Here is a 20,188-nt window from a genome sequence, read left to right as displayed (position 1 = left end):
ATCGACGTCCCCGTCCTGCCCCTGATCGAGAGCGACGAGCTGCAGGCGGTCCGCGCCTCGATCCGCGAGATCGCCGACCGCTTCGGCCCGCACTACATGCGCGAGTGCTACGAGCGGGACGAGCCGCCGAACGCGATGTGGGAGGCGCTCTCCGAGGGCGGCTTCGTCGGCATCAACGTGCCCGAGCAGTGGGACGGCGGCGGGCTCGGGATGCTCGGCCTGATCACCGTCGCCGAGGAGCTGGCGGCCAACGGCAGCACGCTGCTGCTGCTCGTCGTCTCGTCGGCGATCAACGGCTCGATCCTGGCCAAGCACGGCACCCCCGAGCAGAAGGAGACCTGGCTGCGCGGGGTCGCCACCGGCAGCAAGCGGCTGGCTTTCGCGATCACCGAGCCGGACGCCGGCACCAACTCGCACAACCTGCGCACGACGATCAAGCCGGGCGGTCCCGGCAAGTACGTCATCAACGGCCAGAAGACGTTCATCTCCGGGGTCGAGCAGTCGGACGCGATCCTGGTCGTGACCCGCGCCGTGCTCGACGACGGCAACCTCGGCCTGCCGTCGCTGGCGCTGGTCGACAGCGACGCGCCCGGGCTGCGGCGCGACAAGATCCCGATGCCGTACCTCGGGCCCGACCACCAGTGGACGCTCTTCTTCGACGACGTCGAGGTCGACGAGGAGCGGCTGATCGGCGGCTACAACGGCGGCCTCGGCCCGATCTTCGACGGCCTCAACCCGGAGCGGATCATCGGCGCCGCGCTGGCGATCGGCGGCGGCCGGCTGGCGCTCGAGAAGGCGGCCGCCTACGCTCGCGAGCGGACGGTCTGGAAGCAGCCGATCGGCGCCCACCAGGGGATCGCGCACCCGCTGGCGAAGGCCAAGATCAACCTCGACCTGGCCTGGCTGATGACCCAGAAGGCGGCGGTCCTGAACGACGCCGGGGCGAAGGCCGGCGAGGCGTCGAACATGGCCAAGTACGCCGCCGCCGAGGCCGGGATCGAGGCGGTCGAGCGGGCGATCCAGACCCACGGCGGCAACGGCATCACGCTCGAATACGGGCTCTCCGACCTCTGGTGGGGCGTGCGGCTGGCGCGGACCGCGCCGGTCAGCGCCGAGATGATCCTGAACTTCGTCGCCGAGCACTCGCTCGGGCTGCCGAAGTCCTACTGAGCGTCGGTGGGCGGGGCCGGTCGTCGCGGCGGCCGGCCCCCGCGGGTCAGCCGGCGGTCGCGGCCGGCAGCGCGGCCAGCACCCGCTGCAGCTCGTCGACCGTCACGTAGGTGAGGCCGATCGCGTGGACCTTCTCCCACACGATCGTGCCGTGCTCGTCGATCACGAAGGTCGCGCGCTTGGTGCCCATCAGCCGCGAGGCGACGCCGTAGGCGCGGGCGACCGCGTGGTCGGGGTCGGCCAGCAGCGGCACGGTCAGCGCGTGGTGGTCGCGGAACGACTGCTTGCTGGCGACGTCCTTGCCGCTGATCCCGACGACGGTCACGCCGAGCGCCGACAGGTCCTCCGCCCGGTCGCGGTAGGAGCAGAGCTGCTTCGTGCAGACCGCGGTCTCGTCGCCCGGGTAGAAGGCCAGGACGATCCGCTCGCCGCGGTGCTCGGAGAGCGTGAAGCCGCCCTCGGTGCCCTGGAGCGTGAAGTCGGGCGCCGCGTCGCCGACCTTGGGGGTGGAGGCCATGGCCAGAGCCTACGCGTCGCGGTCGCGCGCGGAGGGGCGATCGGTCACGGAACGGGGCGCCGTCCGGCCGGCCGTGCAAGGGTAGGCCGGTGCCGACCGCCGAACACGAGATCGCCTGGCGCCTGCTGCAGGCGGCGCCCGCGGTCGCCGCCGACGCCGGCGAGGTGCTCGGGCCGCTGGTCGACCAGTCCTCGCCGAGCGGCGACGTGGAGGCGTTCGAGCGCTGCGCGGCGATCGTCGTCGAGCGGCTGCCGGAGGACGCCACCGTCGAGCGCCCGCCCTGCTCGACCCCCGGCTTCGCGCCCGACCTGCTGGTCCGCCTGCGCGGGACGGGTCAGCGGCGGATCGTCCTGCTCGGCCACCTCGACACGGTGATCGGCCACGACCAGCACCGGCCGCTGGTCCGCGACGGCGACCGCTGGGACGGCTCGGGCACCTTCGACATGAAGGCCGGCGACGCGCTGGCGCTCGGGGTGCTGCGGGCGCTGGCCGCGGTCGAGGGCGCGCGGGCGACCTTCGCCGAGGTCGCGCTGCTGCTGGTCGCCGACGAGGAGTGGCGCGAGGCGCCGTTCGCCCACGGCGAGCGGTTCGCCGGCTGGGACGCCTGCCTCTGCTTCGAGGGCGGCGAGCGGACCGACGCGGGCGACGAGGCGGTGGTCGTCCGGCGCAAGGCCGCGGCGACGATCCTGACCCGCGCCCGCGGTCGCGCCGCCCACGCCGGCAGCCGGCCCGACGACGGCCGCAACGCGCTGCTGGCGCTGGCCGAGGTGGCGCGGCTGGCGGCGGCCCACCACGACCCGCGCGGCGAGCACCGCCTGAGCGTGGTGCCGACGATGATCCAGAGCGGGACCGCGCTGAACGTGGTGCCGGACGACGGCGAGCTGACCTGCGACCTGCGGTCCGACCGGCTGGAGGCGATCGAGCGGGTGCTGGCCGCGCTCCCGACCGACCTCGGCGGGGTCGCGCTGGAGTCGCGCTTCGGCCGGATCTGGCCGGGGATGGACCACCGCGAGGGCGCCGCGCCGCTGCTCAGCCGTGCCGGGGCGATCCTCGGCCGGCCGATCGAGGCGACCTCGCGCGGCGGCGCCTCCGACGCCAGCCACCTGGCCCAGCACGTGGCGGTGGCGGTCGACGGGCTCGGCCCGCTCGGGGGCGGCGCGCACGCGATCGACGAGCACGTCGACGGCGGCAGCCTGGTGGCGCGGGCGCAGGTGGCGCTGGCCGTCGCCGCGGCGGTGCTGACCGGTTCCTGATCGCCCGCCGCGGGTGCCCGGATCGATCATCTAGGCTCGATCGGTGACCGTCCCCGCCCGCCGTCCCGACAGCTTCGACGAGGAGCTGCTGAACGCCGACCTGGCCGAGGTCGAGACCGAGCTGACCGACGAGCAGCGGCTCGACCGGATCCGCGCCGAGCTCGACCGGGCGTTCACCGCCCTCCGCGACGTCCGCCGCGGGGTGACGGTCTTCGGCTCCGCCCGCCTCGGCCCCGGCACGCCGGAGTACGAGCAGGCGCGCGAGATCGGCCGGCGGCTGGCGACCGAGGCCCGGGCCTCGGTCGTGACCGGCGGCGGACCGGGCCTGATGGAGGCGGCCAACCGCGGCGCCCGCGAGGCCGGCGGCCGCTCGATCGGGCTGCTGATCGACCTGCCGTTCGAGACCCACGGCAACGAGTACCTCGACCTGGCGATCGACTTCCACTACTTCTTCACGCGCAAGGTCTCGTTCGTCCGCTACTCCGGCGCGTTCGTGGCGCTGCCCGGCGGCTACGGCACGATGGACGAGCTGTTCGAGGTTCTCTGCCTGGTCCAGACCCGCAAGATCCGCCGCTACCCGATCGTCCTGCTGGGCCGGGCGTACTGGGGCGGCCTGGTCGCCTGGCTGCGCGAGCGGATGCTGGCCGACGGCCTGATCTCGCCCGAGGACGACGACCTCTTCCGCCTGACCGACGACCTCGACGAGGTGGTCGCGATCTGCACCGAGGCGGCCGACGCCCGCGACGCCGGCGGCCCCGGCGACGCCCACGGCGCCCTCGGCGGCTGACCGGGGCCCGCCGACCCCCCCCGCTTGCGTGGCGGTCGACCCCCGGCGTCCGGGGCCGATCCGCCACGCGAGCGGGGGAGGGGGACTCCGGCGGCCTCAGTGGTCGGCCACGGTCCCGTCCTCCGGGGTCAGCGGATGGCCGGCGGCGGCCCAGTCGAGGATCCCGCCGCGCAGCGACCAGGCGTCGACGCCGGCCTCGCGGAAGGCCTGGGCCGCCATCGCCGAGCGACCGCCGACCCGGCACTGGAAGACGATCGGGCGGCTGCGGTCGAGCTCGTTCGCGCGGGCGCCCAGCTCGTGGAGGGCGACGTGGACGGCGCCGGGGATCCGACCGGCCTCCCACTCGTAGGGCTCGCGGACGTCGACCAGGGTGACGGCGTCGCGGTCGAGCGCGTCGCGCAGCTGGGCGACGTCGACCTCGAGCCCGGGGTGGTCGAAGAGCGGATCGGCCATGGCCCGGACGCTACCGGGCGGCCCGGAGGAGGACGTACTTCTTACAAGGCTTTACAAATTAGGACGACCTATTAGAATCTGAGGGCATGGAAGCGTCCCCTCTCACCGGCTCGGCCGACGAGCAGCTCGTCGCGCGGCTGCGCGGGGCCGGTCTACGGGTCACCCCGCAGCGGCTGGCGCTCCACCGGCTGCTGGCCGGCACGCCCCGCCACGTGACGGCCGAGGCGCTGCTGCGCGAGGCCGCCGGCGAGCTGCCGGGCCTGGCGCTGCCGACGGTCTACTCGACGCTCGAGCTGTTCGCCGAGCTCGGCCTGGTCCGCCGCGTCGCCGCTCCCGGCGCCGCGCGCTACGACACCAACCCGTCGCCGCACGACCACTTCACCTGCACCGGCTGCGGGGCGCTGATCGACCTCGACACCAGCGCCGGCCGCGCCGCGGCCACCCGTGCCGCCGAGAGCGCCGGGCACGCGGTCCAGGCGGCGACGGTCGTCGTCAGCGGGCGCTGCGCGTCCTGCGTCGCCGCCAGCCGGAACTGATCGCCCCCGCGCTCGTTCGAGCGCCGTCGATCGCCGTGGCGCCAAGCCAACCCCGTCGCCGCGGGGTGTGGTCGGGCCACGTCGCGCGGGCTAATGCGTGGAAGTAGGATTATCTCCATGGCCAACGACCTGTCCACCGGCGTGTACGAGATCCCGAGCGACCTGCTGGAGTTCCGCGACGCGGTGCGCCAGATCGCGCAGGAGCAGATCGCTCCCCGCGCCGCCGAGATCGACGAGAAGGCCGAGTACCCCTGGGACGTCCGCAAGCTGCTCGGCGAGGCGGACATCCTCGGCCTGGCCGTGCCGGAGGCCTACGGCGGCACCCACCTCGGCACGCTGATGCAGAACCTCGCGGTCGAGGAGATCGCCAAGGTCTGCGCGTCGTCGGCCCTGATCCAGATGGTCCAGGAGCTGGGCTCGCTGCCGATCACCCTCTTCGGCTCGGAGGAGCTGAAGCAGCGGTTCCTGCCCAAGGTCGCCAGCGGCGAGCACGCGCCGGCCTTCGCCCTCTCCGAGCCCGAGGCCGGCTCCGATCCCGCCTCGATGAAGACCGTGGCCGTCCGCGACGGCGACGAGTGGGTCATCAACGGCGCCAAGAACTGGATCACCAACACCTCGGTCGCCGACTTCTACGTCGTCTTCGCGAAGACGAACCTGGAGAGCAACCGGATCACCGCCTTCGTCGTCGAGAGCGACCGCCCGGGCTTCTCCTGGGGCCCGCTGGAGAAGAAGCTCGGGATCAAGGGCTCGCCGACCGGCTCGCCGGTGCTGGAGGACGTCCGCGTCCCGCACGCGAACGTGATCGGCGAGGTCGACAAGGGCCTCTCGGTCGCGCTCGGCACGCTCGAGCGGACCCGCCTCGGCGCCGCCGCCCAGGCTGTCGGCATCGCCCAGGGCGCGGTCGACTACGCGACCAACTACGCCAAGGAGCGGATCGCCTTCGGCAAGCCGATCTCCAGCTTCCAGGGCCTGCAGTGGAAGCTGGCCGACGCCGAGACCCGCGTCGCCGCCGCCCGCGAGCTGCTCTACAAGGCCTGCTCGGTGGTCGACAACGAGCCGCGCGGCTCGCGCGCCGTCGGCAAGTGGACCTCGATGGCGAAGCTGATGGCCTCGGACACCGCGATGGCGGTCACCGTCGACATGCTCCAGGTCCTCGGCGGCTACGGCTACGTCAAGGACTACCCGATGGAGCGCTTCATGCGCGACGCGAAGATCACCCAGATCTACGAGGGCACGAACGAGATCCAGCGGGTGGTCATCAGCCGCGCGATGCTCGGCTGATCGGCCGGTTGCGGCGGGGCGGTGTCGCGGGTGCCCTACCCTAGGGCGATGGGCATCATGCGCGCCCCGCTGGTGACGGCGTTCGCCGGGCTCTGCCTGGCCTGCACCATCACGGTCCTGCTGGGCGCGTGGGCCAACGAGCCGCTGCTGCGGACCGTCCAGACGGCGGGGACGGTGCTGACCGCCGCGGCCGTCCTCTTCGGCCTGGTCGGCGTGGTCGTTGGCCGGATGAGCGACTACCGCACGCCGGAGACCGACGAGGAGTTCGAGCAGGTGGTCGAGCGGGCCGAGCGGCTGGCCGCCGAGGGCCTGACCGTCGACCCCGACGAGGGCGACTTCCTGGCCGCCGATCCCTACGAGGACGACGGCTTCGCCGAGCTGGTCCGCGAGGCGCTCGACGACCTGCCCGACCTGCTGCGCGGCGTGCTCGACACCAACGTCGCGGTGGTGATCTCCGACGACGGCCGCCGTCACCACGCCTACGGCCTCTACCGCGGCGACGGCGCCGTCCGCGACACGATCAACGACCAGATCCTGATCTTCCGCGACACGCTCCGGCGCGACTTCGGCCACGATCCCGACCTGCTCCGCGAGCAGGTGCTGATCACCGTCCGTCACGAGCTGGCCCACCACGTCGGCTTCGACGAGCTGGGCGTGCGGGACTTGGGCCTCTAGCCGGGCTGCTCGCCGTCCGACGCGAGCGCGGCCAGCTCGTCGGCGGCCCGCTCCAGCTCGTCGGCGATCGCGGAGAGCACGCGGGCGCCGGCCTCGCGGTCGGCCCGCGGGACCGCGTCGGCCACCCGCATCCGCCAGGCGGCGACGCGGCGGCGGCGGTCGTCGACCACCCGCCGGCCCTCCTCGGTCAGCGCCACCCGGACCACGCGCCGGTCGCCGGGGTGGGCCGAGCGCTCGATCAGGCCCTGCTCCTCGAGCTTGCGGATCATCGTCGTCGCCGTCGGCGGCGTGGTCGCGGCCAGCTCGGCCAGGCGGCCGACCGGCAGCGGCTCGTCGCTGTCCAGCAGCGGCTCGACCAGGTGGAACTGGGGGATCGAGAGGTCGCCCTGGAGGTGCTGGTTGCCGTGGCCGCGGATCCGCTTGGTGGCGCGGAAGAGCCGCACCAGCTGGTCGCGGACCTCGAGCAGCGAGGTGTCGTCCGCGTCCGGGTCGGGCCCGCAGGCGGAGGGGCGGTCGGGGTCGGCGGTGGCGGGCATCGACGGGTCGCAGGGAGCATGACGATCGCGCCGCGCCGCCGTCGCACCGGGGGCGGGGCGACGCGTCCGATCCAGAAGATGCTGAGGGTGCTAATAATAGCCGGACGCCACGATTCGGAACCACAGGATCGCGGCGCCTCGTTCGAGCGGTCCCCCGTTCGTCCCCGTCCCCGTCCTGGAGCGCCCGCCGATGACCGATTCCCTCCTGCGCGACCGCAAGCTGATGGCGATCGCGGCCGTCGTGATCGTCGGCGCGGTGATGTCGATCCTCGACACGACGATCATCAACGTCGCGCTGCAGGATCTGTCGAAGGACCTCGACGCGCCGCTCAGCACGGTCCAGTGGGTGGCGACCGGCTACATGCTGGCGCTGGCGGCGGTGATCCCGCTGACCGGCTGGGCGTCGGAGCAGTTCGGCGGCAAGCGGGTCTGGATCGTGGCGGTGGCGCTCTTCACCACCACCTCGGCGCTCTGCGGCCTGGCCCAGAACGTCGACCAGCTGATCGCGCTGCGGGTCCTGCAGGGCGTCGGCGGCGGCATGATCATGCCGATCGGGCAGATCATGCTGACCCAGCAGGCGGGCCCGCAGCGGGTCGGCCGGGTGATGAGCGTGATCGCGGTGCCGATGCTGCTGGCGCCGATCTTCGGGCCGACGATCGGCGGCCTGATCGTCGACCACCTCTCGTGGCGCTGGATCTTCCTGGTCAACGTCCCGGTCGGGATCGTCGGCCTGCTGCTGGCGCGGCGCGTGCTGCCGCGCTCCGAGGGCCACGGCGGCGTGCCGCTGGACTGGCTGGGGGCGATTCTGGCCAGCGGCGGGGCGGCGGCGTTCGTCTTCGGACTCTCCGAGACGGGGGAGAAGGGCGGCTTCGAGGGCGCGATCACCTGGGGCCCGATCGCCGTCGGCCTGGTGCTGCTGGTGCTCTACGTGCTGCACGCCATCCGGACCCCGCACGCGGTGATCAACGTCCACCTGTTCCGCAAGGTCGGCTTCAGCAGCGCCTCGGCGACGACCTTCGTGCTCGGCGGCACGATGTTCGGCGCGATGATCCTGCTGCCGCTCTACTTCCAGGTGGCGCGGGGCGAGGACGCCACCCACGCCGGCCTGCTGCTGATCCCGCAGGGGGTCGGGATGGCGATCGCGATGCCGCTCAGCGGCGTGATCACCGACCGGATCGGCGGCGGCCTGCCGACGATCGTCGGCGTCGCCGTGGTGACGGTGACGACCTTCATGTTCGCGGCGGTCGGCGGCGACACGTCGTACGTGCTGATCAGCGCGATCCTGCTCGTCCGCGGCTTCGGGATCGGGATGTCGATGATGCCCTCGATGGCGGCGGCGTACGCGACGCTCAGCCACGCCGAGGTGCCGCGGGCGACGACCGGCCTCAACGTCCTGCAGCGGGTGGGCGGGGCGATCGGCACCGCCCTCTTCACCGTCGTCCTGACGCGGGCGATGGCGGATCGGGGCTTCTCCGGCAGCCTCGGCGAGGGCGCGGCGCGGCCCGACGGCGCGGTGCCGCTCGAGGTCCGCAACCAGATCGCGGACGCCTTCGGCCACACCTTCACCTGGGCGGCGATCATCACCATCGTCGCCCTCGCGCCCGCGGTGCTGCTCGCGGTGGTCGAGCGGCGGGCGCGGCGCGCGGCGGCGCTGGCCGGCGGACCGGGGGAGGACGCGCCCGGCGCCGGTGGGCCGGGCGGACCGGGACCGGGGCCGGCGTCGGGGTCGGACGGTGACGGGCCGGCGCCGGAGGGTCCGACCACCGTCGAGCGGGCGGCGGCGGCCGCGAGCGGAGCGGGGCCGGCGGCGGGGGCTTGAGGGGGGCCTCTTGGCCTCCTGGCCGCGGCGGGTCGGTCGAGCGCGCAGCTGGGCAGCGAGCGGCTGGTCGTGAGGCGAGCCGTGCCGCGGCGGGCCTGGTCGGTGTTGCCGCTCGGCCTCGACGGGTGGGGGTCGTAGGTCAGCGAGGCACGTAGGGGAAGGGCGGGACGGCGTCGTGGCGTGGGCGTGGGCGCTGGGGGCCGGGCGGGTCGGCGGGGGGCGCGATGCGCTCCGCGGGTGGGTGGGGCGTCCGTGGCGCGGGGACGGCCCGCTGGATGGTCGGTCCGCGCGCCACGGCCCGCGCCACGACGTCGTGATGCGCAGGCGGCGCGCCCGACGGTCGTCCCGCGCGCCACGGCCCGCGCTCTGGTCGCGTGGCGCGGGAACGGCTCGCTGGATGGTCGTCTGATGCGCCACGGCCCGCTTCCCGCCGGCGTGACGCGCGAACTGCGCGGCGGACGGTCGTTCCGCGCGCCAAGGTCAGCGCCCGACAGCGGGACGCGGGAACGGCTCGCTGGGCGGTCGTCCCGCGCGCCACGGCCCGCGCCACGACGTCGTGACGCGCAGGCGGCTCGCCCGGCGGTCGTTCCGCGCGCCACGGCCCACGCCCGCCGATGTGACGCGCCAACAACTCGCCCGACGGTCGTCCCGCGCGCCACGGCCCGCCCCACGGCAGCGCGACGCGCGAACAGCTCGCCCAACGGTCGTTCCGCGCGCCACGGCCCGCGGCCCGCCGACGTGACGCGGCGACGGCCCACAGCCGGTCAGCCAGGCCCCCGAGCGCGGCCCCGAACCACCACGCCGCCCGCCCCTCCCCGTACGTGCCCCGCTGACCCAACGGACCCGCCCGTCGAGGCCACGCCGCAGCACCGACCACCCCCGTCGCGGCAACCGATCGCCCCACGACCAACCTCCCGCTGCCCAGCTGCGCCTCTGACCGACCAACTGCCCCCCACACTTGACTGACCAGTCAATCCATGGCGCTACGATGCGAGAGTCGCGGCGTCAGCGTCGGAAGTGCGCCGCTTCTCCACCGGAACCGAACCGAAGAGGTCTCCCCAATGCCCGAGGTCGTCATCGTCGACGCCGTTCGCACTCCGATCGGCCGCGCGCTCAAGGGCTCGCTGAAGGACGTCCGCGCGGACGACCTGGCCGCGATCCCGCTGAAGGCGCTGCAGGAGCGCAACCCGCAGGTCGACTGGTCGCAGACGAACGACCTGCTGATGGGGGCCGCCTCGTCGATCGGCGAGCAGGCCTACAACGTCGGCCGCGACGCCGGGCTGCTCTCGGGCCTGCCCGACTCGGTCCCCGCCGCCACGATCAACCGCTTCTGCGCCTCGTCGCTGCAGGCGATCCGCAACGCCTTCCACGCCGTCGCCGCGGGCGAGGGCGACCAGTACATCGCCGCCGGGATCGAGGCCGTCTCGCGCGCGGGTCTCGGCGCCGGGATGCCGGACGACTTCAAGCACCCGAAGCTGAGCGGCGGCGAGGGCTCGCTCTACGACGTCTACATCCCGATGGGCCTGACGGCGGAGAACGTCGCCAAGCAGTGGAACGTCACCCGCGAGCAGCAGGACGAGTGGGCCGCGCTCAGCCAGCAGCGCGCCGTCGCCGCCCAGGAGTCGGGCCACTTCGACGCCGAGATCATCCCGGTCACCACCCCCGACGGCACCGTCGTCAGCAAGGACGACGGCCCCCGCCCCGGCACCACCGTCGAGGTCCTGGCGGGCCTCAAGCCGGCCTTCGACCCCGAGAACGGCACCGTCACCGCCGGCAACTCCTGCCCACTCAACGACGGCGCCGCCGCGACCCTGATCATGAGCGCCGACAAGGCCGAGAAGCTGGGCCTGACCCCGCGCGCCCGGATCATCGCCACCACCGTCGCCGCGATCCGGCCCGAGATCATGGGCATCGGCCCGATCCCGGCGATCAAGGCCCTGCTCGAGCAGACCGGCAAGACGATCGACGAGATCGACATCGTCGAGATCAACGAGGCGTTCGCCGCCCAGATCGTCCCCTGCAAGAACGAGCTGGGGATCGGCGACGAGCAGCTGAACCCGTTCGGCGGAGCGATCGCCCTCGGCCACCCGTTCGGCATGACCGGGGCGCGGATCATGACCACCCTGATCAACGGGCTGGAGAAGAAGAACGGCCGCTACGGCATCGAGTCGATGTGCGTGGCCGGCGGCATGGGCATGGCCGCGCTGGTCGAGCGGATCTAGGACCCCCGCCACCGCGGCGCACCGCCCAGGGGGTTGGTGCGCCGCCGGGCCTGCCCGCCGCCCGCCCCGCCCCGTAAGGTCGGGGACGTGCGCATCGGGATCCTGACCGCCGGCGGCGACTGCCCCGGGCTCAACGCGGTGATCCGGGCGGCCGGACGCCGACTGCTGCGGGCTGGCCACGAGCCGGTCGGCCTGCGGCGCGGCTACCGCGGCCTGGCCTTCGCCGACCACGTGCCGCTCGACCACCCGGCGCTGTCGGGGATCCTGCCGCTCGGCGGGACGATCCTCTCGACCTCCAGCTACGACCCGTTCCGCCACGACGACGGGCCGCAGCGGGTTCGCGACGCGATGGCCCGCGGCGACGTCGACGCGGTGATCGCGATCGGCGGCGAGCACACGATGGAGATCACCCGCGAGTTGCACGCCCAGCTCGGGCTGCCGGTGGTCGGGGTGCCGAAGACGATCGACAACGACATCGTCGGCACCGACCGGACCTTCGGCTTCGACACCGCGGTCCACGTCGCCGCCGAGGCGATCGACCGGCTGCACACCACCGCCCAGTCGCACGACCGGGTGATGGTGGTCGAGGTGATGGGTCGCAACGCCGGCTGGATCGCCGTGATGGCCGGGCTCGCCGGCGGCGCCGACGGGATCCTGGTGCCCGAGGTCGACGTCACCGTCGAGGAGCTGGCCGCCAACATCCGTCACCGCCACGACCGCGGCAAGGACTTCTCGATCATCGTCGTCTCGGAGGGCGCCCGGCTGGCCTTCGCCGACGGCTCCAGCCGCAAGGTCCGGGCCAGCGACGACACCGACGAGTACGGCTACGAGCGGCTGGGCGGCATCGGCGCCGCGCTCGCCCACGAGCTGGAGCAGGCGACCGGCTACGAGACCCGCGCCGTCGTCCTCGGCCACGTCCAGCGCGGCGGCACCCCGACCGCCACCGATCGCGTGCTCGCCACCCGCTACGGCGCCGACGCGGCCGACGCGGTGCTGGAGGGCGCCTTCGGCACGATGGTGGCGCTGCGCGGCAGCGAGATCGTGCGGATCCCGCTGGCCGAGGTGGTCGGGGTCAAGCCGGTCGACCTGCGGCTGCTGGAGCTGGCCCGGACCTTCTTCTGAGCGCGGGCCGGTCTAGCATCCCCGCCGATGCGGATCCTGACCGTCGTCGGCAACCGTCCCCAGTTCGTCAAGGCGGCGGCGGTCTCGCGGCCGCTGCGCGAGCGCCACGAGGAGCGGCTGGTCCACACCGGCCAGCACCACGACGACGCGCTCTCGGCCGTCTTCTTCCGCGAGCTGGACCTGCCCGCACCGGACGTCGAGCTGGCCCTCGGCGGCGGCAGCAACCTGGCCCAGACCGCGCGGATGATCGCCGAGCTGGAGCCCTTGGCGGCCGAGGCGAACGCCGACGCGGTGCTCGTCTACGGCGACACCAACACCACCCTCGCCGCCTCGATCGTGGCCGCCGACGCCGGGATCCCGCTGGCCCACGTCGAGGCCGGGATGCGCTCGTTCGACCGCCGGATGCCCGAGGAGCGCAACCGGGTCGTTTGCGACCACCTCTCGCAGCTGCTGCTCGTCCCGACCACGACCGCCGCCGGCAACCTCCAGCGCGAGGGCCTGGGGGACAGGGTCGTCGAGGTCGGCGACGTGATGACCGACGTCACCCTCCACGTCCACCCGCGCGCCCGCGAACGGGCCGCCGGCTGGCTGGCCGAGCGCGCCCTGCAGCCCGGCGGCTACCTGCTGGTGACCGCCCACCGGGCCGGCAACGTCGACGAGCGCGACCGGCTCGCCGCGCTGGTCGAGCTGCTGCGGACGGTGGCGACGCCGGAGCGCCCGCTCGTCCTGCCGCTGCACCCGCGGACCCGCGCCCGGCTCCACGAGCACGGGCTCTGGGAGCGGCTGGCCGGCGCCCCGGGCGTGCGGCTGGTCGACCCGGTCGGGCCGCTCGACTTCGCGACCCTGCTGGTCGGCGCCGCCGCGGTCCTGACCGACTCCGGCGGGGTCCAGAAGGAGGCCTACCTGGCCGCCGTCCCCTGCGTGACGCTGCGCGACACGACCGAGTGGACAGAGACGGTCGAAAGCGGCTGGAACGCGCTGGTCGACCTCGACGCGGCGGCTGCGGCGACGGCGCTGGAGCGGACGCCGCCGGCCGATCGTCCCGAGCTGTTCGGCGACGGCCAGGCCGGTCGCCGGGTCGTCGCCGCGCTCGAGGCCCACCTGGGCTGAGGCCCTACTTCGGCGCCATCCGGATCGCGCCGTCGAGCCGGATCGTCTCGCCGTTCAGCAGCGGGTTGCTGACGATGTGGGCGGCCAGGTCGGCGTACTCCGAGGGGTTGCCGAGCCGCGGCGGGAACGGCACCTGCGCGCCCAGCGAGGCCTTCGCGTCCTCGGGCAGCGCGGCCAGCAGCGGGGTGTCGAAGAGCCCCGGGGCGATCGTCATGCAGCGGATCCCGTAGCGGGCCAGGTCGCGGGCGACCGGCAGGGTCATGCCGACGATCGCGCCCTTCGAGGCGGAGTAGGCGACCTGGCCGATCTGGCCGTCGAACGCCGCCACCGAGGCGGTGTTGATCAGGACGCCGCGCTCGCCGTCCTCGTTCGGCTCGTTGGCGGCCATCGCCTCGGCCGAGAAGCGCTGGGCGTTGAAGGTGCCGAAGAGGTTGATCTTCAGGACCGTCTCGAAGGGCAGCATCGGGTGCGGCCCCTTCTTGTGGTGGAAGACCTGCTGCGGCCAGCCGGTCCCCGCGCAGGAGACGGTCGCCACCAGCGGGGCGACGCCGGCGGCGGCGGTGACCGCGGCCTTGACCGCGTCCTCGTCGGTGACGTCGGTCTTCACGAACTGGACCCGCTCGCCCAGCTCGGCGACCAGCGCCTGGCCCTTGTCCTCCTGGACGTCGGCGATGGTGACGTGGGCGCCGTCGGCGTGCAGCCGCCGCACGGTCGCCTGTCCGAGTCCCGACGCGCCGCCCGTGACGAGCGCGCTCTTGCCTGCGATCTGAGCCATGGCCGGCAATCTAGCGCGTCGGTTGGCTGACCAGCCAATCCGCCTGCGCCGGCCCGACGGTCGGCGGAGGCCCGCTCAGCCCGCGTCGTTCCAGCGCAGCAGGGCGTGCCGCTCGCGCTCGAGGCCCAGCAGCGAGATCGCCCCAACGGCGAGCGCCAGCTGACCGCCGAACGCCGCCGGCTGTCCCAGCCAGCGGGCGGCGAGGACCCGCAGCAGGTGACCGTGGGCGACGAGCAGGACGTCGCCGGCGTCGCCCGCCTCGGCCAGCGCGCGGGCGATCGCCCGGTCGGCCCGTTCGCCGACCTGGTCGATCGTCTCGGCGCCGTCGATCGCCACCGTCCACGAGTCCCAGCCCGGGTGCTCGGCCCGCAGCTCGGTGGTGGTGCGGCCCTCGGCGACGCCGTAGTCGCGCTCCTGGAGGTCGTCGTCGAGCGTCGCCGCCACCCCCGGCAGCGCCAGCTCCAGCGTCTCCCGCGCCCGCCGCAGCGGCGAGCAGCGGACCGCCGCGAAGTCGATCGCCCGCAGCCGCGGCCCGAGCGCCGCCGCCTGCTCGCGACCGTGCGCGGTCAGCGGCACGTCGGTGCGACCGGTGTGGCGCAGCGCCCGCGCCCACTCGGTCTCGCCGTGGCGGGCCAGCCACAGCCGCGGGCCGGCGTGGAGGACGCTCACGAGGAGACCAGGCCCGCGGCCCGGGCATCGGCCAGCGCGGCCTCGTCGGCGATCACCGTCAGCCGCTCGCGGGGGAGGAGGGTGGCCGGCGCGTGCGGTCCCGGCTCGCCCAGCGAGCGGGCCAGCGCCGCCGCCTTGCCGGCGCCGGTCACCAGCAGCACCAGCCGCCGCGCGGCAGCCAGCGTCGGCAGCGTCAGCGTCACCCGCTCCGGCGGCGGCTTCGGGGAGTCGAGCACCGCGACCGTCCGGCCCTCGGCCTCGAGCGCCCCGTGGCCGGGGAAGAGCGACGCCGTGTGGCCGTCCTCGCCGAGCCCCAGCAGCACCAGGTCGAGCGGGTCCTCGCCGAGGTCGTGGGCGTAGGCGCCGGCGCGGTCGACCGGCGTCCCCTGCTCGACCAGCCGGTGGACCCGCAGCTCGCGGGCCGCCGGCTCCAGCGCCTCGACCACCAGCCGCGCGTTGCTGTCGGGATCGTCGAACGGCACGCAGCGCTCGTCGGCCAGGAAGACGTCGACCGCCGACCAGTCCGGCACCAGCGGCCCCAGCCGCCGGTAGGCCGCGACCGGGGTCCCGCCGCCCGAGAGCGCGATCCGCGCCCGCCCGCCGGCGGCGGCGATCACCTCGGCGACCAGCGCGGCGGCCGCGGCGGCGCAGGCGTCGGCGTCGGGCAGCGCCCGCACCGTCGGCCCGTCGCCGTCGCCCGCGGCGGGATCGCTCACGTCAGCTCCCCCTGGCCGGGGATCACGTGGTACGGGGTCGAAGCGGAGTTGGCGTCGATCGCGTCGTCGGCCCGGATCACGTGCATCACGGCGTTGATCAGCGCCAGGTGGGTGAAGGCCTGCGGGAAGTTGCCCAGGTGGCGGCCGGACTTCGGGTCCAGCTCCTCGGCGTAGAGCTGGAGCGGCGACGCGTAGCCGAGCAGCCGCTCGCAGAGGGCCCGGCCGCGCTCGACCTCGCCGATCTCGACCAGCGCCGAGACCAGCCAGAACGAGCAGATCGTGAACGTGCCCTCCTCGCCGTGGAGGCCGTCGTCGGTCTCGTCGACCTTGTAGCGCAGGACCAGGCCGTCCTCGGACAGCTCGTCGGCGATCGCCAGCACCGTCGCCCGCAGCCGCGGATCGTCCGGGGGCAGGAACCGCACCAGCGGCATCAGCAGCAGCGAGGCGTCGAGCGCGTCGGTCTCGTAGTGCTGGCAGAAGACGCCGCGCTCGTCGACGCCGTTGGCGCAGACGTCGGCGTGGATCTCGTCGGCGATCCGCTGCCACTCGAGCGCCATCTCGTGCTCGCCGCGCAGCTCGGCCAGCCGCGCGCCGCGGTCGAGCGCCACCCAGCACATGACCTTCGACGAGGTGAAGTGCTTGAGCCCGCCGCGGACCTCCCAGATCCCGGCGTCCGGCTCGCGCCAGTGGGCGATCGCCTCCGCCACCTGCTTCTTCAGCGTCGGCCAGACCGACTCCGGCAGCTGGTCGCGCGAGCGCGTGTGCAGGTAGACCGAGTCCAGCATCGCGCCCCAGACGTCGTGCTGGTTCTGGTCGAAGGCGCCGTTGCCGATCCGCACCGGGCGGGCGCCGTCGTAGCCCTCCAGGTGGTCGAGCTCGAACTCCTCCAGCTGCCGCTCGCCGCCGATGCCGTACATCACCTGCAGCGGCTGCTCGCCCTTGGCGACGTCCTGGATGAAGTAGAAGAAGTCGTTCGCCTCCTCGTCGAAGCCGAGGGTGTACAGCCCCCAGAGCATGAACGTGGAGTCGCGGATCCAGGAGTAGCGGTAGTCCCAGTTGCGCTCGCCGCGGGGGGTCTCCGGCAGCGAGGTGGTGGCCGCGGCCAGCATCGCGCCGGTCGGGGCGAAGGTCAGCCCCTTCAGCGTCATCGCCGATCGCTGGAGGTAGGTCCGCCAGGGATGGTCGGGGAACTCGCCGTGGCTCAGCCACTCGTGCCAGAAGTCGGCCGTGTAGTTGACGCGGGCGTGGGCGTCCTCGTAGGTCTGCGGCGCGCCGTGGTGCGACCACGAGAGGGCGATGAAGTGGGTGTCGCCGGCGCGGACGGTGGTGCGGGCGCGGGCGCGGGCGCCCTCGAAGCCCAGCCGCAGGTCGGTGGTCAGGACCAGCTCGGTGCTCGACCCGGGATCCTTCACGCGGCCGATCCCGTAGCCCTCGGAGTCGTAGCTCCAGCGGCCGTGGCGCTGGCCGTAGTCGAAGACCGGCTCGCACTCCATGAACATCTCGACGTAGCCGTTGACGCAGCGGATCGTCCGCAGCAGCACGTGGTCGGCGTCGTCGTCGGTCGGCGAGCGGCGGTGGGTCTGCGAGCGCTCCGCCTCGTGGTGCCAGGGTCCGATCAGCAGGCAGTCGCGGACGACCACCCAGCCGGTGCGGGTGCCCCAGGTGGTCTCCAGGATCATCGTCCCCGGCAGGTAGCGGCGGCCGGCCGGGACCGTCTGGCCGACCGGGGCCAGGCGGAACGTGCCGGCGTCGCGGTCGAGCAGCGAGCCGAAGACCGACGGGCTGTCGTGCCGCGGCACGCAGAACCACTCGATCCCCCCGGAGGGCGCCACCAGCGCGTTGACCTCGCAATCCGACAGGAAGGCGTAGTCGGCGATCGGCGGGTAGGCCGAGTGCGGGTTGGGACGCTCGACGGGGCTCAGGTGCACTGGATGATCCTCCTGGCGGTGGCCAGCGCCTCACGGTAACCGTCGTCGGGGACGAGCGTGCGCCGCAGCGCCGCGCTCAGCACGCCGGCCTCTCCGCGGGAGGCGCCGAGGATCGTCCACTCGCGGTCGACCAGCGCGCCGGCGACGGGCGAGCCGGCGGCGGCGTCGGGCGCCACGTCGCGGGCCCGCAGGCCGCCGGGGTTGCGGTCGAGCGAGAAGCGGGCGCCGTCGCGGCCGGCGACGGTCGTCCCGGCCAGGCCGGCGACGCCGACGTCGGCCGCCACCAGCCGCAGCGCGACCGGCTGACCGGCGCCGTCGCGGACCTCGTCGCCGTCGGCGCTCCAGCCCAGTCGTGAGGCCAGCCAGCCGAGCACCAGCCAGCCGGCCGCGGCCGAGCCGGGCTGGTGGCGGACCTCGACCTCGCCGATCCGGGCCAGCCCGTCGCGCCGCCAGGCGGGGGCGAAGGCGGCCGCCAGCCGCTGCCGCCAGGGCAGGGTCCGCATCCAGGAGAGGTCGACGACCGCGGCCGCGTCCGAGGTCTGGAGGGCCAGCGCCTCGTCGAGGCCGTCGGTCGCCCGCTCGGCCTCCGAGCTGTCGAGCAGCACCGTCTGGGCCAGCGGCACCAGCGTGTCGATCGCGGTCCGGTGGCCGTGCGGGGCCCAGAGCAGCGTCGGCACGTCGGTCAGCACCATCGGGTCGACGATCGACTCCAGCCGCGACAGGTGGCGGGGGCCGATGTCGACCGTCACCAGCTCGTTCATCGCCGCCGGCCGGTCAGCGGCGCCGGTGGCCAGGGTGACCCGCGCCGACAGCCGGCTGCGGTCGGGGTGGACCCGCAGCAGGATCGAGCGCGAGGGCGCGTTGCCGCCCGTGGCCGCCAGCCGCCCGACCACCTGCTCGGCGTGGTCGGCGTCGACGACGGTGACCAGGTTCAGCGCCCGCGCCGGCAGCGAGCCCGCGCGCTGGCGGAAGCGCTCGCGCTCGAGGGCGCGCATCGCCTGCTCGACCCCGGCCGGGTCGACGTCGTCCTGCTGCCAGACGGTGTGGGCGACGGTGGACACGGCAGCCGTCCTCAGATCGCGCGCCAGCGGTCGCCGTCGCGCAGGATCCGCTGCTGGCTCTTCGGCCCGTCGCTGCCCGCCGGGTACTCGTCCGGCGGCGACGGGTCGGCCGCCCAGGCGTCGAGGATCGGCTGGATCACGGCCCACTGCGCCTCGACCTCGTCGGCGCGGGTGAAGAGCGTCGCGTCGCCGCGGAGGGCGTCGGTGATCAGCCGCTCGTAGGCCTCGGGCGAGGTCGACAGGAACGAGGTCCCGTAGGAGAAGTCCATCGTCACCGGCCGCAGGTGCATGCCGCTGCCGGGGACCTTCGCCGCGAGCTTGATCGAGACGTGCTCGTCGGGCTGGATCGTGAAGACGATCTGGTTCGGCTCGACGACCGTGCCGCGGTCCTGGAAGGCCAGGTGCGGGACCGGCTGCAGGGTGACGGCGATCTCGGTCAGCTTGCGCGACAGCCGCTTGCCGGTGCGGATGTAGAACGGCACGCCGGCCCAGCGCCAGGTGTCGACCTGCAGCCGCAGCGCGACGAAGGTCTCGGTGGTCGAGCTGGCCGGCACGTCGGGCTCGTTGACGTAGGCCGGCACCACCTCGCCGCCGACCGCCCCGGCGCCGTAGCGGCCGCGGACGGCGTGCTCGGGCATCCGCTCGCGGGCGATCGGCTCGATCGCGCGCAGGATCTTCACCTTCTCGCCGCGGATGTCGTCGGCGGCGAACGCGGTCGGCGGCTCCATCGCCAGGATGCAGAGCAGCTGCAGCAGGTGGTTCTGGACCAGGTCGCGGAGCGCGCCGGCGCCGTCGTAGTAGCCGGCCCGGCCCTCCAGCCCGACCGCCTCGCCGGCGGTGATCTGGACCGAGGCGATGTGGTTGCGGTTCCAGATCGGCTCGAAGAGGCCGTTGGCGAACCGCAGCGCCAGCAGGTTCTGGACCGTCTCCTTGCCCAGGTAGTGGTCGATCCGGAAGATCTGCTCCTCGTGCAGCACCTCGCGGATCCGGCGGTTGAGGTCGAGCGCCTCGTCCTCGGTGGTCCCGAACGGCTTCTCGATCACCACCCGCGTCTCGGCCCCCTCGCGGCGGGCCAGGCCGTGGCCGCCGAGCTGGGCCACGATCGGGCCGAAGAAGCGCGGCGCCGTCGACAGGTAGAAGACGCGGTTGAGCGGCTGGCCGGCCGCCGCGTCGAGCTGGCCGAGCCGCTGGGCCAGGCCGCGGTAGGCGCCGTCCTCCTCGAAGCCGCCGGTGACGTAGGAGACGTTCTCCAGCAGCGCCGTCAGCACCGTCTCGTCGGGCGGCCGGCGCGAGAAGCGCTCGACCGCCTGCCGGACCTGCTCGCGGTACTCGTCGTCGGACAGCTCCCCACGCGAGACGCCGACCAGGTGGAAGCGCTCGGGCAGCGAGCCCTCGTGGGCCAGGTTGTAGAGCGCCGGCAGCAGCTTGCGGCGGGCCAGGTCGCCGGTGGCGCCGAAGATCACCAGCGTCGACGAGGGCGGCGGCAGCTGGTCGAGGCCCTCGGCGAGCGGGTCGCCGCCGAGGTCGGGAGCGGGGGTCTCCTGGGCGGTCATCGGCG

At 74.1% G+C, this 20,188-nt stretch carries 19 protein-coding genes; 10 read left to right on the top strand and 9 right to left on the bottom strand.

Annotated features, from left to right (window positions below):
• The first annotated feature begins 15 nt into the window (after nt 1–15).
• The gene (locus SH587_RS09920; protein WP_375341750.1) at nt 16–1,170 is read left to right on the top strand and encodes an acyl-CoA dehydrogenase family protein; all 1,155 of its coding nucleotides are present in this window, start codon (nt 16–18) and stop codon (nt 1,168–1,170) included.
• Nucleotides 1,171–1,216: 46 nt separating this feature from the next.
• Here SH587_RS09920 and SH587_RS09915 read toward each other — a convergent pair whose 3' ends face one another.
• Entirely contained in the window at nt 1,217–1,687 is a 471-nt protein-coding gene (locus SH587_RS09915; protein ID WP_320670440.1) for a peroxiredoxin, read from the bottom strand.
• A gap of 89 nt (nt 1,688–1,776) precedes the next feature.
• On the opposite strand from SH587_RS09915, the gene SH587_RS09910 reads away from it, so the two are divergent.
• Nucleotides 1,777–2,940: a M20/M25/M40 family metallo-hydrolase gene (locus tag SH587_RS09910; protein WP_320670439.1), complete on the top strand. Its 1,164-nt coding sequence runs from the start codon at nt 1,777–1,779 to the stop codon at nt 2,938–2,940.
• A 43-nt stretch (nt 2,941–2,983) separates the two neighbouring features.
• Nucleotides 2,984–3,727: an LOG family protein gene (locus SH587_RS09905; RefSeq protein ID WP_320670438.1), complete on the top strand. Its 744-nt coding sequence runs from the start codon at nt 2,984–2,986 to the stop codon at nt 3,725–3,727.
• Nucleotides 3,728–3,823: 96 nt separating this feature from the next.
• On the opposite strand, the gene SH587_RS09900 is transcribed toward SH587_RS09905, so the two are convergent.
• Nucleotides 3,824–4,180 (bottom strand): rhodanese-like domain-containing protein, encoded by a 357-nt coding sequence (locus SH587_RS09900; protein ID WP_320670437.1) that lies wholly within the window; start codon nt 4,178–4,180, stop codon nt 3,824–3,826.
• Between the two features lie 86 nt (nt 4,181–4,266).
• On the opposite strand from SH587_RS09900, the gene SH587_RS09895 reads away from it, so the two are divergent.
• From SH587_RS09895 to SH587_RS09885, 3 genes are all read left to right on the top strand, one after another.
• Complete coding sequence (locus SH587_RS09895) at nt 4,267–4,716, top strand: Fur family transcriptional regulator (RefSeq protein WP_320670436.1); 450 nt, start codon at nt 4,267–4,269, stop codon at nt 4,714–4,716.
• A 117-nt stretch (nt 4,717–4,833) separates the two neighbouring features.
• Complete coding sequence (locus SH587_RS09890; RefSeq protein ID WP_320670435.1) at nt 4,834–5,997, top strand: acyl-CoA dehydrogenase family protein; 1,164 nt, start codon at nt 4,834–4,836, stop codon at nt 5,995–5,997.
• 48 nt (nt 5,998–6,045) lie between these two features.
• Nucleotides 6,046–6,672: a metallopeptidase family protein gene (locus tag SH587_RS09885; protein WP_320670434.1), complete on the top strand. Its 627-nt coding sequence runs from the start codon at nt 6,046–6,048 to the stop codon at nt 6,670–6,672.
• Here the strand turns inward: SH587_RS09885 and SH587_RS09880 are convergent.
• Nucleotides 6,669–7,208 (bottom strand): MarR family winged helix-turn-helix transcriptional regulator, encoded by a 540-nt coding sequence (locus tag SH587_RS09880; protein WP_320670433.1) that lies wholly within the window; start codon nt 7,206–7,208, stop codon nt 6,669–6,671. The two genes, SH587_RS09885 and SH587_RS09880, sit on opposite strands and share 4 nt — an antisense overlap.
• 190 nt (nt 7,209–7,398) lie before the next feature.
• Between SH587_RS09880 and SH587_RS09875 the strand changes: the two genes are divergently transcribed.
• From SH587_RS09875 to wecB, 4 genes are all read left to right on the top strand, one after another.
• A complete protein-coding gene (locus SH587_RS09875; RefSeq protein WP_320670432.1) occupies nt 7,399–9,027 on the top strand; it encodes an MDR family MFS transporter in 1,629 nt (542 codons plus the stop codon).
• Nucleotides 9,028–10,088: 1,061 nt separating this feature from the next.
• A complete protein-coding gene (locus SH587_RS09870) occupies nt 10,089–11,249 on the top strand; it encodes an acetyl-CoA C-acyltransferase (protein WP_320670431.1) in 1,161 nt (386 codons plus the stop codon).
• Nucleotides 11,250–11,336: 87 nt separating this feature from the next.
• Nucleotides 11,337–12,371, top strand: coding sequence for a 6-phosphofructokinase (locus SH587_RS09865; RefSeq protein ID WP_320670430.1), 1,035 nt, complete (start codon nt 11,337–11,339; stop codon nt 12,369–12,371).
• A gap of 27 nt (nt 12,372–12,398) precedes the next feature.
• Nucleotides 12,399–13,481, top strand: coding sequence for a non-hydrolyzing UDP-N-acetylglucosamine 2-epimerase (wecB, locus tag SH587_RS09860; protein ID WP_320670429.1), 1,083 nt, complete (start codon nt 12,399–12,401; stop codon nt 13,479–13,481).
• Nucleotides 13,482–13,485: 4 nt separating this feature from the next.
• Here the strand turns inward: wecB and SH587_RS09855 are convergent, their stop codons facing one another.
• From SH587_RS09855 to zwf, 6 genes are all read right to left on the bottom strand, one after another.
• Nucleotides 13,486–14,256 carry a 3-hydroxyacyl-CoA dehydrogenase gene (locus SH587_RS09855; protein ID WP_320670428.1) on the bottom strand — a complete coding sequence of 257 codons (771 nt, stop codon included), beginning with the start codon at nt 14,254–14,256 and terminating at the stop codon, nt 13,486–13,488.
• A gap of 75 nt (nt 14,257–14,331) precedes the next feature.
• Entirely contained in the window at nt 14,332–14,925 is a 594-nt protein-coding gene (locus SH587_RS09850; protein WP_320670427.1) for a histidine phosphatase family protein, read from the bottom strand.
• Nucleotides 14,922–15,641 (bottom strand): 6-phosphogluconolactonase, encoded by a 720-nt coding sequence (pgl, locus tag SH587_RS09845; protein ID WP_320670426.1) that lies wholly within the window; start codon nt 15,639–15,641, stop codon nt 14,922–14,924. Before pgl ends, SH587_RS09850 begins: the two co-directional genes overlap by 4 nt.
• Nucleotides 15,638–17,569 carry a glycoside hydrolase family 15 protein gene (locus SH587_RS09840; protein ID WP_320670425.1) on the bottom strand — a complete coding sequence of 644 codons (1,932 nt, stop codon included), beginning with the start codon at nt 17,567–17,569 and terminating at the stop codon, nt 15,638–15,640. The genes pgl and SH587_RS09840 overlap by 4 nt, the downstream gene beginning before the upstream one ends.
• Nucleotides 17,560–18,630 (bottom strand): glucose-6-phosphate dehydrogenase assembly protein OpcA, encoded by a 1,071-nt coding sequence (locus SH587_RS09835; RefSeq protein WP_320670424.1) that lies wholly within the window; start codon nt 18,628–18,630, stop codon nt 17,560–17,562. The genes SH587_RS09840 and SH587_RS09835 overlap by 10 nt, the downstream gene beginning before the upstream one ends.
• 11 nt (nt 18,631–18,641) lie before the next feature.
• Nucleotides 18,642–20,183, bottom strand: coding sequence for a glucose-6-phosphate dehydrogenase (zwf, locus tag SH587_RS09830; RefSeq protein ID WP_320670423.1), 1,542 nt, complete (start codon nt 20,181–20,183; stop codon nt 18,642–18,644).
• Nucleotides 20,184–20,188 lie beyond the last annotated feature (5 nt).

The organism is Patulibacter defluvii (genome assembly GCF_034096925.1).
Taxonomy (GTDB): domain Bacteria; phylum Actinomycetota; class Thermoleophilia; order Solirubrobacterales; family Solirubrobacteraceae; genus Patulibacter; species Patulibacter defluvii.
This window is presented reverse-complemented; position numbering and strand designations above follow the sequence as displayed.

Excerpts from the sequence above, each read along its gene's own strand:
- SH587_RS09915 (WP_320670440.1), bottom strand. The coding sequence starts at position 1,687 with ATGGCCTCCACCCCCAAGGTCGGCGACGCGGCGCCCGACTTCACGCTC.
- SH587_RS09900 (WP_320670437.1), bottom strand. The coding sequence starts at position 4,180 with ATGGCCGATCCGCTCTTCGACCACCCCGGGCTCGAGGTCGACGTCGCC.
- SH587_RS09895 (WP_320670436.1), top strand. The coding sequence starts at position 4,267 with ATGGAAGCGTCCCCTCTCACCGGCTCGGCCGACGAGCAGCTCGTCGCG.
- SH587_RS09890 (WP_320670435.1), top strand. The coding sequence starts at position 4,834 with ATGGCCAACGACCTGTCCACCGGCGTGTACGAGATCCCGAGCGACCTG.
- SH587_RS09885 (WP_320670434.1), top strand. The coding sequence starts at position 6,046 with ATGGGCATCATGCGCGCCCCGCTGGTGACGGCGTTCGCCGGGCTCTGC.
- SH587_RS09880 (WP_320670433.1), bottom strand. The coding sequence starts at position 7,208 with ATGCCCGCCACCGCCGACCCCGACCGCCCCTCCGCCTGCGGGCCCGAC.
- SH587_RS09875 (WP_320670432.1), top strand. The coding sequence starts at position 7,399 with ATGACCGATTCCCTCCTGCGCGACCGCAAGCTGATGGCGATCGCGGCC.
- SH587_RS09870 (WP_320670431.1), top strand. The coding sequence starts at position 10,089 with ATGCCCGAGGTCGTCATCGTCGACGCCGTTCGCACTCCGATCGGCCGC.
- wecB (WP_320670429.1), top strand. The coding sequence starts at position 12,399 with ATGCGGATCCTGACCGTCGTCGGCAACCGTCCCCAGTTCGTCAAGGCG.
- SH587_RS09855 (WP_320670428.1), bottom strand. The coding sequence starts at position 14,256 with ATGGCTCAGATCGCAGGCAAGAGCGCGCTCGTCACGGGCGGCGCGTCG.
- zwf (WP_320670423.1), bottom strand. The coding sequence starts at position 20,183 with ATGACCGCCCAGGAGACCCCCGCTCCCGACCTCGGCGGCGACCCGCTC.